The 13,803-nt window shown below is 72.6% G+C and carries 10 protein-coding genes; 5 read left to right on the top strand and 5 right to left on the bottom strand.

Translation table 11 applies throughout. From position 1 onward, the window contains the following. Window positions 1-6: 6 nt before the first annotated feature. The 3 genes from AMK33_RS19275 to AMK33_RS19265 all read right to left on the bottom strand — a co-directional run bounded on the left by AMK33_RS19275 (window position 7) and on the right by AMK33_RS19265 (window position 3,634). Window positions 7-1,242, bottom strand: a complete 1,236-nt coding sequence (locus tag AMK33_RS19275) for a PP2C family protein-serine/threonine phosphatase (RefSeq protein ID WP_073934075.1) — start codon at window positions 1,240-1,242, stop codon at window positions 7-9. A 101-nt stretch (window positions 1,243-1,343) separates the two neighbouring features. Next, entirely contained in the window at window positions 1,344-2,096 is a 753-nt protein-coding gene (locus tag AMK33_RS19270; protein WP_073934074.1) for an IclR family transcriptional regulator, read from the bottom strand. 113 nt (window positions 2,097-2,209) lie between these two features. Continuing rightward, a complete protein-coding gene (locus AMK33_RS19265; protein ID WP_073934073.1) occupies window positions 2,210-3,634 on the bottom strand; it encodes a cellulose binding domain-containing protein in 1,425 nt (474 codons plus the stop codon). A 285-nt stretch (window positions 3,635-3,919) separates the two neighbouring features. Here AMK33_RS19265 and AMK33_RS19260 point away from each other — a divergent pair, with 285 nt between their 5' ends. Together AMK33_RS19260 and AMK33_RS19255 are read left to right on the top strand one after the other, a co-directional pair. Continuing rightward, window positions 3,920-4,765, top strand: coding sequence for a GntR family transcriptional regulator (locus AMK33_RS19260; RefSeq protein ID WP_073934072.1), 846 nt, complete (start codon window positions 3,920-3,922; stop codon window positions 4,763-4,765). A gap of 108 nt (window positions 4,766-4,873) precedes the next feature. Further along, entirely contained in the window at window positions 4,874-6,082 is a 1,209-nt protein-coding gene (locus tag AMK33_RS19255; RefSeq protein WP_073934071.1) for a glycoside hydrolase family 64 protein, read from the top strand. A gap of 60 nt (window positions 6,083-6,142) precedes the next feature. On the opposite strand, the gene AMK33_RS19250 is transcribed toward AMK33_RS19255, so the two are convergent. Continuing rightward, window positions 6,143-8,767: a SpoIIE family protein phosphatase gene (locus AMK33_RS19250; protein ID WP_073934070.1), complete on the bottom strand. Its 2,625-nt coding sequence runs from the start codon at window positions 8,765-8,767 to the stop codon at window positions 6,143-6,145. Window positions 8,768-8,900: 133 nt separating this feature from the next. Here AMK33_RS19250 and AMK33_RS19245 point away from each other — a divergent pair, with 133 nt between their 5' ends. Genes AMK33_RS19245 through AMK33_RS19235 form a run of 3 tightly spaced genes read left to right on the top strand, consistent with a single transcriptional unit; the run spans window position 8,901 to window position 11,845 of the window. Continuing rightward, window positions 8,901-9,998: an AI-2E family transporter gene (locus AMK33_RS19245; protein WP_073934069.1), complete on the top strand. Its 1,098-nt coding sequence runs from the start codon at window positions 8,901-8,903 to the stop codon at window positions 9,996-9,998. Window positions 9,999-10,035: 37 nt separating this feature from the next. Beyond that, the gene (locus tag AMK33_RS19240; protein ID WP_073934068.1) at window positions 10,036-11,259 is read left to right on the top strand and encodes a cysteine desulfurase-like protein; all 1,224 of its coding nucleotides are present in this window, start codon (window positions 10,036-10,038) and stop codon (window positions 11,257-11,259) included. Then, window positions 11,252-11,845 carry a DUF1990 family protein gene (locus AMK33_RS19235; RefSeq protein WP_073934067.1) on the top strand — a complete coding sequence of 198 codons (594 nt, stop codon included), beginning with the start codon at window positions 11,252-11,254 and terminating at the stop codon, window positions 11,843-11,845. Before AMK33_RS19240 ends, AMK33_RS19235 begins: the two co-directional genes overlap by 8 nt. Here the strand turns inward: AMK33_RS19235 and AMK33_RS19230 are convergent. Beyond that, window positions 11,787-13,703, bottom strand: a complete 1,917-nt coding sequence (locus AMK33_RS19230) for an AMP-dependent synthetase/ligase (RefSeq protein WP_073934066.1) — start codon at window positions 13,701-13,703, stop codon at window positions 11,787-11,789. The two genes, AMK33_RS19235 and AMK33_RS19230, sit on opposite strands and share 59 nt — an antisense overlap. Window positions 13,704-13,803: the final 100 nt, after the last annotated feature.

Below are 13,803 nucleotides of genomic sequence, written 5' to 3'. Positions count from 1 at the left end.
GCCGCCCTAGGCGGCGCCTTCGCAGCCGTCGAAGGCGCCGCCGACGCCCGGTTCCGGCCGTGCCGTGAGCGGCAGGACGACGGGGGAGCCAGCGTCCGCCGCCCCGGCGGTGGCGACGGGCTTGCGCAGCAGGAGCAGGGCCGCGTCGTCGTGCAGCCGGCCGCCCACGTGGTCCAGCAGTTCCTGGTGCAGCGCGGCGAGCGTGCGGGCCGGCTCGTCGCACAGATGCCGGGCCAGGCCCTCGGCCAGCGGGTAGAACTCACGGCCGGCGTCGCGGGCCTCCGTGACCCCGTCGGTGTAGAACAGCAGCTGGTCCCCCTCGGTGAAGGACACCACCTGAAGGCCGGGGGACTCGCCCGACAGGGCACGCAGCCCCAGGGGCGGCGCCGGGCTGACGGGGTCCACCGGTATCACCTCGGCGCCGCGGACCAGCAGCGGGGGAGCGTGTCCGCAGTTGACCATCTCCAGCCGCCCCGGCTCCGGGTAGCCGGCGACCACGGCGGTGACGAAGTCGTCGTGGCCGAGGTTGCGGGCCAGGCTCCGTTCGATCCGGCAGACGACGTCCAGCAGATCGGGCTCGTCGTAGGCGGCCTCCCGGAAGACACCGAGCACCAGGGCGGCCGTCCCCACGGCCGGCAGTCCCTTGCCGCGCACATCGCCGACGATCATCCTGACCCCGTACGGAGTGGGGATGAGGGCGTAGAGGTCACCGCCGATCCGGGCCTCCGCCGCGGCGGCGCTGTAGTGGACCGCCGTCTGGAACGGGCCGACGGTCTCCGGGACCGGCTTGAGCAGGGCGTGCTGGGCGGTCTCCGCGACGGAGCGGACGGCGGCGAGCACCCGCTCGCGGCGTTCCCGCAGGGCGCTGGCGAGCGTGCCGGCCAGGGCGACGGTCACCAGCGCGGCGAGTACGACGGCCAGCTCCGAGGCCGCCATGCCGTGCCGGGCGCCGATCGCCGCGCCGAGGAGGGAAGCGAGGAGCCCCACCCCGAGGACCCCGGCCGGCCGGCTGGTGGCCGCCGCCAGCGCCGGTCCGGCGGCAAGCAGCGGCAGCCAGACCTTGCCCGTTCCGCCGACGAGGTCGACGAACACGACCAGGAAGACGATCAGTACGGAGAGTGCCGGCGTGCCGGCGGCCCAGTGCGCGACGGCCCGTGCCCGGGGCGACCATGTGTGGCGGGCCCCCCGCTTGTACTGCCGTATCGGCCAGTGGTCGCGTCCATGCTGACGGGCGTGACTCATGTGTCGTCCGCTGTCCTCACCTTTGCGCGGCACGCGCGCGTCCGTAATGTCTGACTTAAACAGGAAAGATGATCGTCGCGAACGTCACAAGGGTGCGCTTTTCAGATAGTGAGCGACAGGCCCCGGGTCACCCGCCCGGCCGCGGGCAGGAGGCGCTCGCGGACCTCGTCGAGCCGGTGCAGCCGGTCCTTGCGCATGGACACGCCGAGCGAGCCCAGGGTGTTTCCGCTGTAGACCGGCACCGCGACACAGACGGTGCCCAGGGAGTACTCCTCCAGGTCGGTGACGGCCGGCGCCAGGGTGCTGCTCTCCAGCCGGCGGATCAGCTCCGGGGCCGTGGTGATCGTCCGCGGGGTGAGGTCGTTGAGGGGGTGCCGGGAGAGGTACTCCTTGCGGGCCTCGTCGTCGAGCTCCCGGAGCACCGACTTGCCCAGCGCGGTGGCGTGCCCGGCGTCCTCGAACCCCACCCAGAGTTCGGCCCGCGGGGTGCGGGGGCTGTCGACGATCTCGGCGACGCGGATCTCGCCGTCCTCGTAGAAGGTGAGGTAGGCGGCGGTGGACAGCTCGTCCCGGAGCGCGGCGAGCGCCGGCCTGACCCGGCTGAGCAGCGCCTGCTCCCGGCTCGCCGTGGGCAGGGCCCGGAACCGGTCGCCCAGGACGAATCCGCCGTCGTCCAGCTTGCGCAGATACCCGTCGTGCACCAGCGTGCGCAGCAGGTGGTAGGCCGTGGCCAGGGGCAGCCCCGTCTCCCGTGCCAGCTGTTTCGCCGGCGCGCCGTTCTGATGGGCGCTCGCCGCCTCCAGCAGCCGGAAGGCACGCTGCACGGAGGTGATGAGCGTCGGGCCCGCACCCATGCGACCAGCCTGCGCCAGACACCCGCCACAGGCAAGTAAAGCCCTCGCTCCGCCTGACGGAACGAGGGCTCCACCGAGCGGTTCCCGCCGGCCGGCGAGTCGGGCTCAGCCACTCATGGTGCCGGGACCTCGTCCACGAAGGACGTGCCGGCGTTCCGGTACGTGTCGATCCTCGCGGTCACCTGGGCCGGGGTGAGTACCTGGTCCTTGACGTGCAGGACGTAGTCGACCTGCTGGTCGTAGGCGCGGGGGGCGGTCGACGTCTGGCCTTCGAGGTCGATCAGCCACTGGTTGAAGTTGATCGACATCGGGCGCTCCGGCAGGTACGCGGCGTCGTGCGTGCCGAAGTGCCGGCCGTCGACGTAGTAGGTGATGGCGTTGTCGTCGATGGTCACCACCAGGTCGTGCCAGCCGGCGAAGCTCTGCCGGCTCTCGCTGTGCTGGTTGACGGCCTGCCAGGGGTCCGGGTTGTAGGTCTCCCAGGAGGTCGTGTAGAGGATGTTGGACGGTTCGCCCCAGCCGCCGTTGGGCAGGTACTCGAAGTCGTACTCGGCGTAGTCGTCGGCCATCGGGGCCTTGAGGTCGTTGATGGTGAAGAAGGTCTGGACGACGCGGTCGCCGTCGGGACCGTACTTCGGGGTGTCGGAGAACCGCACGCGGGCCGCGTAGGTGCCGTTTCTGAACTTCGTGCTCTTGGTGAGGACTTCGGTGTGCCTGGTGGAGGCGCCGGTGCCCGCGGTGGAGGTCTCCAGGTTCATCACCGAGTTGCCGCCCGAGGCGCTGAACGTGACCTTGGACGGGTCCCAGGTCGCGCCGGGCACACCGGGGCCGCCGGAGTCGGACCGCACGCTCCAGCCGTGCGCGGAGATCGCCGGGTCGGTGTGCGAGGTGTAGTCGAAGTCGTCGAACAGGGTCTGGCCGCCGTCGCCCGGCGGGTCCGTGGGGTCGGTCGGATCGGTGGGGTCGTTGCCCTCGGGAGCCGTGCCCCACACCGTGGCACCGGCGAGCTGGGCGGTGACCTTGTTCCAGTCGGCGTATGAGGTCCGGGCGCCGTCGAAGGAGTAGTCGTCGCTCTGCCTGAGCGTCTGCCAGGTGGACCGGTAGAAGCGCAGTTGCATGTCCCCGGTGTCGGCGCCGGGAGCCAGTGACCCGGCGGACGGGGTGAACCCGACCTCCAGGTAGCGGTCGGCGGTCGCGGTGGGGTGGGCGAGCGTCCCGAACGTGCCGGTGACGGCGGAGCAGCCCTTGACCGCCCAGGAACAGGCGAAGCGGTACGAGGCGTCCGGGGAGTCGGCCTTGAAGTAGTAGCGGACCTTCACCTGGCTCAACTGCACGGTCGTGGAACCGGTGTTGCGGACCTTGAACCAGGGTTCGCTTTGGTCGGCGGTGGCCCCGCCCGCGCTGGTGCGGTACTGCACGGTGACGGCGCCGTCCGCGGCGGCGGCGGTGGCGGGGAGGCCGGCCAGGGCGGCGCTGCCGAGCAGTGCGGTCAGCGCGAGTGCCGCGCGGGTGCGGCGGCCGGTGGGACGAGTACTCATCCGTGTCCTTTCGCGGTGGGGGTGGCGCACGGTGGATCGTCTGTGCGGTAGGGCGTGGAGCTCACGGAGGCGGCCCGGCCCGTCGTCGGGTTGACCAGTTGCCGCCAGGGCCTTACCAGTCGATGTCGAGAGAAGGTGGCATAGACCAATGTGGGCGTCAACCCTCCGCGCGGATGTTCCAGGGCGGACTCCCTTGCGGAGCGGACCAGTTATGGTCGAGGCCGTACCAGTGATCCGACGGCCGCACGGCCCGCCACGCCGCCCGACGACGAACGGGAGCCCCGTATGGAGATCGACCGCGCCGCCTCGGGTGCCGTGCTCAAGCGCGAACGGGTCCGCGACGCGATCCTCGAGCTGATCGAGGCCCGGCGTCCCGGCGACGCCATCCCCTCGGAACGCAGTCTGTGCGCCCGGCTCGGCGTGTCCCGGCCCACGTTGCGCGCGGCCGTGGACGAACTCGTGGTCGCGGGGCTGCTGGTGCGCGAGCACGGCCGCGGCATGTTCGTCGCCGCCGAGAAGATCACCCAGGAACTGGTCTCCGAGCGGGGCTCCTTCGCCGTACCGCGGGCCGGCGGGGTGTGGACCAGCCGGGTCCTGGAGTTCCGTACCCTGCCGGCCGGCGCCCGGGTGGGCCGCAGGCTGCGCGTCTCGCCCGCGGCACGCATCCGTTACGTGGCCCGTCTGCGGCTGGTCGACGGCTCACCCATGGCCATCGAGCACCTGCACATCCCGGCGGACCTGGTGCCGGGTCTGACGGAGGGGGAACTGGAACGGGGCGATCTGTACGAGCACTTCCGCGACCGGCACGGTGTGCGGGTCGCGGAGGCGGTGCAGTCCATCGAGCCCACCGTCGTGACCCGCGCGGAGGCGGACCTGCTCGACGTGCCCGAGTTGTCACCGGCCCTGCTGTTCGAGCGCCTCACCACCGACACCGGCGACCGTCCCGTCGAGTACGTCCACTCCCTCTACCGGGGCGACCGCTACCGCATCGTCTCCCGGCTCGCGCTCGGCCCGGCCCCCGCGCGGCCCAAGCCGCCCGAGGGGCACCATCCGGGCATCCCGCCGGGCGACTTCACCTCCGGCGCTCCCGTCACCTTCTCGACCCGGGGCGTGGTGCAGAACGGCGGCTGACCGCCGTCCCGGCACACCGGACTCCCCAACCGTTGACAGGTCCATACCAGGGCGAGATTCTGAGAGCGCTCTCAGAACGACTCCCCCACAGTCGAACGGAGAAGGAGCATGCTGCGCACACTCAAACGCCGGGCCATGGCGGTGGGGTTGGGCATCGCCACGGTGCTCGGCGGCTCACTGCTCGCCACCGGAGTGCCGGCATCCGCCCACGCCGCCGCGGTCCCGGACACCATCCCCCTGAAGATCACCAACAACTCGGGCCGCGGCGAGCAGGTGTACGTCTACAACCTCGGCACCCAGCTGTCGACCGGCAGACAGGGCTGGGCCGACGCGAGCGGCACCTTCCACCCCTGGCCCGCGGGCGGCAACCCGCCCACCCCCGCGCCCGACGCCTCGATAGCGGGCCCGGCGGCAGGACAGTCCACGACCATCCGCGTCCCCAAGTTCTCCGGCCGCATCTACTTCTCCTACGGCCGGAAACTCGTCTTCAAGCTGACCACCGGCGGCCTGGTGCAGCCCGCCGTGCAGAACCCGACGGACCCCAACCGCGACATCCTCTTCAACTGGTCCGAGTACACCCTCAACGACTCGGGCCTGTGGCTCAACAGCACCCAGGTGGACATGTTCTCCGCCCCCTACTCGGTGGGGGTACGGCGCGCCGACGGCAGCACGACGAGCACCGGCAGGCTCAGGCCCGGAGGCTACAACGCGGTCCTCAACACGCTCAGGGGACAGTCCGGAGGCTGGGCCGGCCTGATCCAGACCCGCTCCGACGGCACCGTGCTGCGCGCCCTGTCCCCGCTGTACGGACTGGAGACGGGCGCCCTGCCGGCGTCGGTCATGGACGACTACATCAACCGGGTCTGGCAGAAGTACTCCGGCTCCACCCTGACGGTCACACCCTTCACCGACCAGCCGGGCATCAAGTACCACGGCCGGGTCTCCGGTGGCGTCATGAACTTCACCAACGGCGCGGGAGCCGTCGTCACCAGCTTCCAGAAGCCGGACGCCTCCTCCGTCTTCGGCTGCCACAGGAGGCTCGACGCCCCCAACGACCAGGTGCGCGGCCCCATTTCCCGCACCCTGTGCGCCGGATTCAACCGCTCCACGCTCCTGACCAACCCCAACCAGCCCGACTCCGGCTCCGGCGGCTTCTACCAGGACTCCGTCACCAACCACTACGCCCGCGCCGTCCACGCGCAGATGGCCGACGGCAAGGCGTACGCCTTCGCCTTCGACGACGTGGGCAACCACGAGTCGCTCGTCCACGACGGCAACCCGAGCCAGGCCTCCCTCACCCTCGACCCCTTCGACTGACCGGGCCGGCGGCGGCGCGCGGACCGGACGCGCCGCCACCGGACCACCGAAGGACGGCGGTCAGCGCGGCGGTACGGGCCGTACGGCCAGGACGGCGATGTCGTCGTCGCTGTCGGCGCCCAGCCCGATGAGCAACTCGTCGCAGAGCACGTCGAGCGGTTCCCGGGCCAGCGCCGACGCATGCCGGCGGAGCCGCTCCATGGCATCGTCCAGATGCTCCTCGCGGCGCTCGATGAGGCCGTCGGTGTAGAGCAGCACCGTCGAGTGCGCCGGAACCGCGTTCCGGCCCTGGGGCCGGGGCACATCGGGATCCACCCCGAGCAGCAGCCCCGAGCCGTCCTCCAGATAGCGGGTGCGGCCGTCCTCGTGGATGAGCAGCGGCGGCAGATGGCCCGCGGAGGAGTGCAGCAGGTTCCAGGGACCGTTCTCGGCGCCCTTGACCAGGCCGTAGATGCAGGTGGCGGTGGCCTCGCGGTACAGGCTGTGGTTCGCCATGTCGAGGCGGTGCAGCACGGTCTCGGGCGGCTCCTGACGGTCCACGGCGATGCCGCGCAGCATGCTGCGCAGCTGGCTCATGGCGATCGCCGCGTCCAGGTTGTGCCCGGTGACGTCACCGATGACCAGCGCGATGTCGCCGTCGGGCAGGACGAAGCTGTCGTACCAGTCGCCGCCGACCTGGGCGGTGGCGGAGGAGGCCGCGTAGCGGGCGGCGAGCTGCAGGTTCCCGGCGTCGGGCAGCCTGGGCAGCAGCGAACGCTGGAGGCGTTCGGCGATGTTGCGCGTCTCCTGGTAGAGACGGAGGTTGTCCACCCCCAGGGCGAGATTGCGCACCAGGTCGTCGACCAGCGGCAGATCCTCCTCGGCGAACGGCGCGTCCCGTCCGCGGCGGGCCAGGGTGAGGGCGCCGATGATCTGCCTGCGGGCCCGCAGCGGGGTGACGACCACGCTGTTCGCGCCCATGGTCCGCAACAGCCCCAGGTGGTGGGCGTCGAAGGGGCCCGCGGCCTCGCTGGGTGCCGGGGGCTCGGTGAGCAGCAGCGGGCCCGCCCCGCGCAGCGCACGGGCCAGCGGACCCCGGTCGGCGTCGGACACCGGAGGGAGCACGCCCTGGTACTCCTCGGGCCAGGGACCGCGGGACGAGCGGTAGACGATGGAGACCCGCTCCACCTGGGCTTCCTCCGTGAACAGGTCCACCACGCACCAGTCGGCCAGCCGCTCGGTGAGGATGCGGCCCACCTGCTCCAGGCCCTCGTCCAGATGCGGTGCGTTGCTCAGCGCGGCCGCGGTGTCGGCCAGCAGCGACAGCCGCTCCAGCGTGGGCAGGTACGACTCCCGGCCGGTGTCCGCGGCGGCGGCCGGCGGCAGCCGGTCCGGCACTCGCAGTGCCACGGACGGCCGGACAACGCCGGGCGGGTGGGCCGAGGGGGCGGGCACGGCGGCCCGCGGGGCGAGCTGGGCGACGAAGACGGTGCGGCCGTCGGCCGTCTCCTGCGGCTGGATGAACAGCCGTACGGGAACCAGCCGGCCGTCGTGGTGCAGCGCGGGCAGCGGCACCGAGCGGCCCAGGATCCGGGGCTGCCCGCTGAGCAGCAGGGACGTGAACGCCGCGATGTGACGGCGGCGGAGGTGCTCAGGGATGAGCGTGGTGAGCGGACGCCCGACGAGGTCGTCCGCGTGCCAGCCGAGCAGGTCCGCCGCCGGCCCGTTCGCCGCGATGATCAGGTTCCGCTCGTCGGCGGCGATCGTCGGAGTCCTGCTCGCCTGCACCTGCCCGGCGTCCCACGCCACCAGTTCCGAGGGACTGGTGCCCGGCTCCCCGGGCATCACCGTCCACGCCGTGGGGTGCGCCCCCGCAAGCTGTCCGACGATCTGGTCGAACAGCCACTGGTGGAAGAGGCGCTGCCGCGGCAGCGCCGGGAGCGTCAGCAGGCGCTCCTCACGGGCGCCCTCCTCGGCCAGGTCGAGCACCGCGCGCAGGGTCTGCACCGACGGCTCGGCGTCCGGCGGCACCGACAGGGGCAGTGAGCGGATCGCCTGCCCGGAGGGCTCCCGCCGCAGCGCGGCCGTCACGGACGCGGTGATCAGCTGGCTCATGTCCAGCGCGACGGCCAGGTCCTCCGGGGGCACACCGGGATCGTGGCCGGCGGCGGCGGCCAGGGCCACCTCGCGCAGCAGGGTGTGCCGGTGCTGCTGAGACGCCGCGTAGAGCGCCGCCGGCACGTCGAGCAGCGTCACCGTCGTTCCCGGGACGGAGGGTGCCGCGGCGGGCTCCCAGTCGTCCGGGTGCCGGGGCGGTCCCTCCGGCCGCAGCTCGAACCACACCGTCTTGCCTCCGGCACCGGTGTCGACGCCCCGCCGGGACGACAGCCCGGCGACCAGCGGCAGACCCTGTCCCGTACCGGCGTAGGGCGGGCATTCGTGCGGCACGAGCCCGCGGTCCGGCCGACGGTCGCCGACCCGCACATGGACCGTGCCGTCGTCGACGCGGGCCGTCACCTCGGCCTCGGTGCGGGCGTGCAGGACGACGTTGGTGACCAGCTCACTGACCAGCAGCTGAGCCGTGTCCACCAGGTCCGGTGCGGCGCCGTCGAGGGCGGCCCGCACGAACCGCCGGGCCTCCGCCACGCTCTTCGGTGCCGGAGGGAACCGACGCGACGGTGTCCCGCGGGCATCGAGGTCGGCCATGACCTCAGTCTGCCTCACCGGCCCCGGCCGCGACCCGGCCGACACGGTGGAACCCCGCCGGACGTCCTCCCGGGCAGATCCCGAGCGGGTCCCGGTCGATCACCGTGACCGGCGGGCCCCATAAGGTGCCTCCATGTCTGCCACGTTGAACGCGGGGAGAACCCGCGCCGCGCTGCGCACGTCGGCGCGCGTCTCCGGTGAGCTGCTGCTGGTCCTGGTGGCGGCGGCGGTGGTGCTGTGGGTGCTGGGCCGGATGTGGTCGGTGGTCTGGCCGCTGATAGTCGGTCTCCTCCTCACCACGCTCACCTGGCCCCCGACCCGTTTCCTGCGCCGGCGCGGCCTGGCCCCCGCGCTCGCCGCTTCCCTGGTGACCGTGCTGTTCCTGCTGGTGGCCGCGGGCACCGCGGCGCTGATCGCGGTGCCCGTGGCGTCGGAGGCCGGCGAGCTGACCGACGGTGTCGTCGAGGGCGTCCAGAGGCTGCGCGAATGGGCCGCAGGGCCGCCGCTGAACATCGACGACGCCCAGATCGCCGGTGCCTTCGACACCGCGACCGCCCGCATCCAGGACAGCGCCGGGGCCATCGCCACCACCGCCGTCACCGGCGTGAGCACCGTCTTCAGCGGTGTGGTCACGGCCGTCCTCGCGCTCTTCCTGATGTTCTTCTTCCTCAAGGACGGCCCGCGCTTCCTGCCGTGGCTCGGCCGGCAGCTCCCCGGCCGGCTCGCCACGGACGTGCCAGCCGTCGCCGAGCGGTGCTGGCTCACCCTGGGCTCGTTCGTACGGTCCCAGGCGCTCGTCGGCCTGATCGACGCCGTACTGATCGGCCTGGGCCTGTGGATCCTGGACGTCCCCCTGGTGCTGCCGCTGTCGGTGCTGACCTTCGTGTCCGCGTTCGTGCCCATCGTGGGCGCCCTGTTCGCCGGCTTCGTCGCGGTGCTGATCGCGCTGGTGTCCAACGGCCTGACGGACGCGCTGCTCGTGCTGGCCGTCATCGTCGTGGTGCAGCAGCTCGAGGGCAACGTGTTCCAGCCCATGATCCAGAGCCGCGGTCTCGGACTGCACGCGGCGGTCGTCCTGCTGGCGGTGACGCTCGGCGGCAGTCTCTCCGGCATCGTCGGCAGCCTGCTCGCCGTACCGGTGGCCGCGCTGGTCGCGGTCGTCTGGAACTATCTGCGCGAGCAGCTCTCCGACCCGACGCCCGCACCGCGGGCCGACGGCTCGTCCACCTGACCGGCACGCCCACCTTCCGCATCGACAGGAGGCCCCCGTGACGTACGACCTCACCGCACTGCGCGCCCGGATTCCCGCACTGGCCGCCGGCACCGCGCACTTCGACGGCCCCGGCGGCACCCAGATGCCGCTGCCCGTCATCGAGGCGATCGCCGCCACGCTGTCCCGGCCGCTCTCGATCCGCGGCGACGGCCTGCCCGGCGAGCGCAACGCCGAGACCGTCGTCGTCGAGGCCCGGCGCGCCATGGCCGACCTCCTGGGCGCCGACCCGGCGGGCATCGTCTTCGGCCGCAGCGCCACCCAGCTCACCTACGACTTCTCCCGCACCCTCGCCGCGACCTGGTCACCGGGCGACGAGGTGGTCGTCACCCGGCTGGACCACGACGCCAACATCCGCCCCTGGGTGCAGGCGGCCGAGCGGACCGGCAGCACCGTCCGCCGGGCCGACTTCGACCCGGCCACCGGCGAACTGACCGCCGACGACATCCGCGCCCAACTCTCCGACCGCACCCGGCTGGTGGCCGTCACCGCGGCCTCCAACCTGATCGGCACGATGCCCCCGATCGCCGAGATCGCGCGGATCACGCACGAGGCGGGCGCCCTGCTGTACGTCGACGGCGTGCACTACGCCGCACACGCCCCGGCCGACATCGAGGCGCTCGGCGCGGACTTCCTCGTCTGCTCCCCGTACAAGTTCCTCGGCCCCCACCACGGCGTCCTGGCCGCCCGCCCCGAACTCCTGGAGACACTGCGCCCGGACAAACTGCTGCCCTCCACGGACGCGGTGCCCGAGCGCTTCGAACTGGGCACGCTGCCCTACGAGTTCCTCGCGGGCACCCGTGCGGCGGTCGACTTCCTGGCCGGGCTGGGCGCCGGGCCGGGCGGCAGCCGCCGTGAACGGCTCGCCTCGGCGTTCGAGGGGATCGAGGAACACGAGGGCGTCCTGCGCGACCGGCTGGAGAAGGGGCTGGCGGCCCTGGAGCAGGTCACCGTCCACTCCCGGGCGGCCCGGCGCACACCGACCCTGCTGCTCACCCTCGACGGCCACCGCACCGAGGACGCCTACCGTTTCCTCGCCGACCGCGGCGTCCACGCGCCCTCCGGCAGCTTCTACGCGTTGGAGGCGTCCCGCCGCCTCGGCCTCGGCGACACCGGCGGCCTCCGCGTCGGCCTGGCCCCCTACACCAGCGGCGAGGACGTCGACCGGCTGCTGACGGGCCTGTCCGACTTCCTGGAGCGGAGGACGGACGCACATGGGTGAGGACGGCGGCCTCACCTACGGCCCCCGCGGTGCCACCGCCCCGCAGGTCCCGGTCTGGCCGGAGTCCCCGCCCGGGTTCCGCCGGTTCGAGAGGACCGTGACGATCGGACGGGGAGAGGACGCCTGGAACGCCGCCGGCGAGGCGGTGCTGCGGTGGGAGGTCAAACGGCGCAGCGGCTTCGCCGTCGCCCCGGCCGACGGGGGCGGTACCGGCGCGCGTGAGCGCGGGCGGTACACCGTCACGGCGGGCTTCGGCCGGTGCGTCGTACGGGAACCGGTCGAGGTCGTCGCCGTGGTGGAGACCGGGGACCGGTGCGGTTTCGCCTACGGCACCCGCCGGGGCCACCCGGTCAGCGGCGAAGAGGCCTTCATCGTGCACCGGGACGACGACGGCCGGGTCCTGCTGACCCTGCGCTCCCTGACCCGGGCGGCGCCGACGGGCCCCTGGCGCCCGCTCTTCCCCGTTCTCCTGCTGGCACAGCTCCACGTCCGCAGGCGCTACCTCCGTGTCCTGCGGGACGCGGAGGTCAGGAGTACAGGGCCGCGATCTCGTCCGCGTACGCCTCCTGCGCCGCCCGCCGTTTGACCTTCAGCGAGGGGGTCAGCAGTCCGTTCTCCTCGGTGAACTCGCCCTCGACCAGGGTGAAGGCGCGGATGGACTCCGCGCGGGAGACGGCCTCGTTGGCGTAGTCGACGGCCTTCTGCACGTCGGCGCGCATCCGGGGGTCGCGGACGACCTCGGACATCGGGGTGCCGGCGGGCAGCTTGCGCACCGCCAGCCAGTGGGCGACCGTCTCGGGGTCGAGGGTGATCAGCGCGGCCACGAAGGGCCGGTTGTCGCCGACGACGAGGCACTGGCCGACGGGCGGGCGGCTGCGCAGCCGGTCCTCCAGGACGGCCGGGGAGACGTTCTTGCCCCCGGAGGTGACGAGGATGTCCTTCTTGCGGCCCGTGATGGTCAGATAGCCGTCCTCGTCGAGGGAGCCGAGGTCGCCGGTGGCGAACCAGCCGTCGTCGAGCGCCTCGTCGGTGGCGGCCGGATTGTTCCAGTACGACCCGAAGACGATGCCGCCCTTGACGCGTACCTCGCCGTCGCCGGCGATGCGGACCGCGGTGCCGGGGACCGGGAGTCCGACGGTGCCGGGGCGGGGGCCCAGCGGCGGGACGACGGTGGCGGCGGCGGTGGTCTCGGTCAGGCCGTAGCCCTCGTAGACCATGATCCCGGCCGCGTAGAAGAAGAGGTTGAGGTCCCGCTCCAGCGGGGAGCCGCCGCTGATGGCGTAGCGCACCCGCCCGCCGAGTTCCTTGCGGACCCGGCGGTAGACCAGCAGGTCGTACAGCGCCCACGCGGCGTACAGCATCGGGCCGGGACCCTTGCCGCGCCCCAGGAACTTGTCGAGGTGGGCCTCGCCGAAGCGGACGGCGACGCGGTGGGCGCGTTCGAAGGAGGCGCCCCGGCCGATCTTCTCGGCGGTGGCCCGGCCGGTGTCGTGGATCTTCTCGAAGAGGTAGGGCACACCGACCAGGAACGTCGGGCGGAACGCCCTGAGCGCGGGCCGGAGTTCGTCGGGCTTGATGCTCGGGCAGTGGCCGGTCTCGATACGGGCGAGCAGGCAGGCGATCTGGATGGTGCGGCCGAGGATGTGGGCGAGCGGGAGGAAGAGCAGGGTCGAGGCGATCTGGCCGGTGACCTCCTTGAAGACGGGGTGCAGCAGCTCGACCGTGTTGGCGGCCTCGGCGTACAGGTTGGCGTGGGTGAGGACGCAGCCCTTGGGGCGTCCGGTGGTGCCGGAGGTGTAGCAGACGGTCGCGACGGTGTCGGGGGTCAGGGCCGTACGGCGCTCGGTGACCTCCTCGTCGGGGACGTCCAGGCCGAGCGCGGTGAGTTCGGCGAGGGCGTCCGCGTCCAGTTCCCACACGCGCGGGGGTTCCGGGTGGTCGGCGGTGCCGGCGGCGACGGCGGCCGTGTTCTGCGCGGTCTCCGTGACGACGTACCGGGCGCCGGAGTCACGGACGATCCACTCCACCTGCTCCGCCGAGGAGGTGGGGTAGACCGGCACGACCCGGCCCCCTGCGGACCAGATCGCGAAGTCCAGGACCGTCCACTCGTAGCGCGTACGGGACATCACGGCGACCCGGTCGCCCGGTTCCAGTCCGGCGGCGATCAGCCCCTTGGCCACGGCGGTGACCTCCCGGGCGAAGGCCGCCGCCGTCACCGGGCGCCAGGTGCCGTGCTCCTCGCGCCGCAGCACCACCGCGTCGGGGGCCTCGACCGCGTTGGTGAACGGGATGTCGGCCGTGCTGCCGGTGGTCCGCCGCGGGGCCAGAGCCGCCGTACGGGCCTCACGCACGACACCGTGTTCGTCCCTGACGGTCTCGGCTCCGGTCCGGCTCGTCGGACCCGTGCGTCGTGTCGCCCGTTTCAGATCCCTGCGTACGCCCATGACGGCTCCCGGTCGCGGCTGATGCTCTCGTGCTGGTGCTGCCGTACTTACTTACTCCGGAGTCAACTTACCCGCGCGTAGGAATCAGTCAATGGGCGGG

Source organism: Streptomyces sp. CB02400, assembly GCF_001905725.1.
In the GTDB taxonomy this organism is placed as follows: domain Bacteria; phylum Actinomycetota; class Actinomycetes; order Streptomycetales; family Streptomycetaceae; genus Streptomyces; species Streptomyces atrovirens.
Note: the sequence above shows the minus strand (reverse complement) of the source record. Positions and strands in the feature narration are given on the sequence as shown.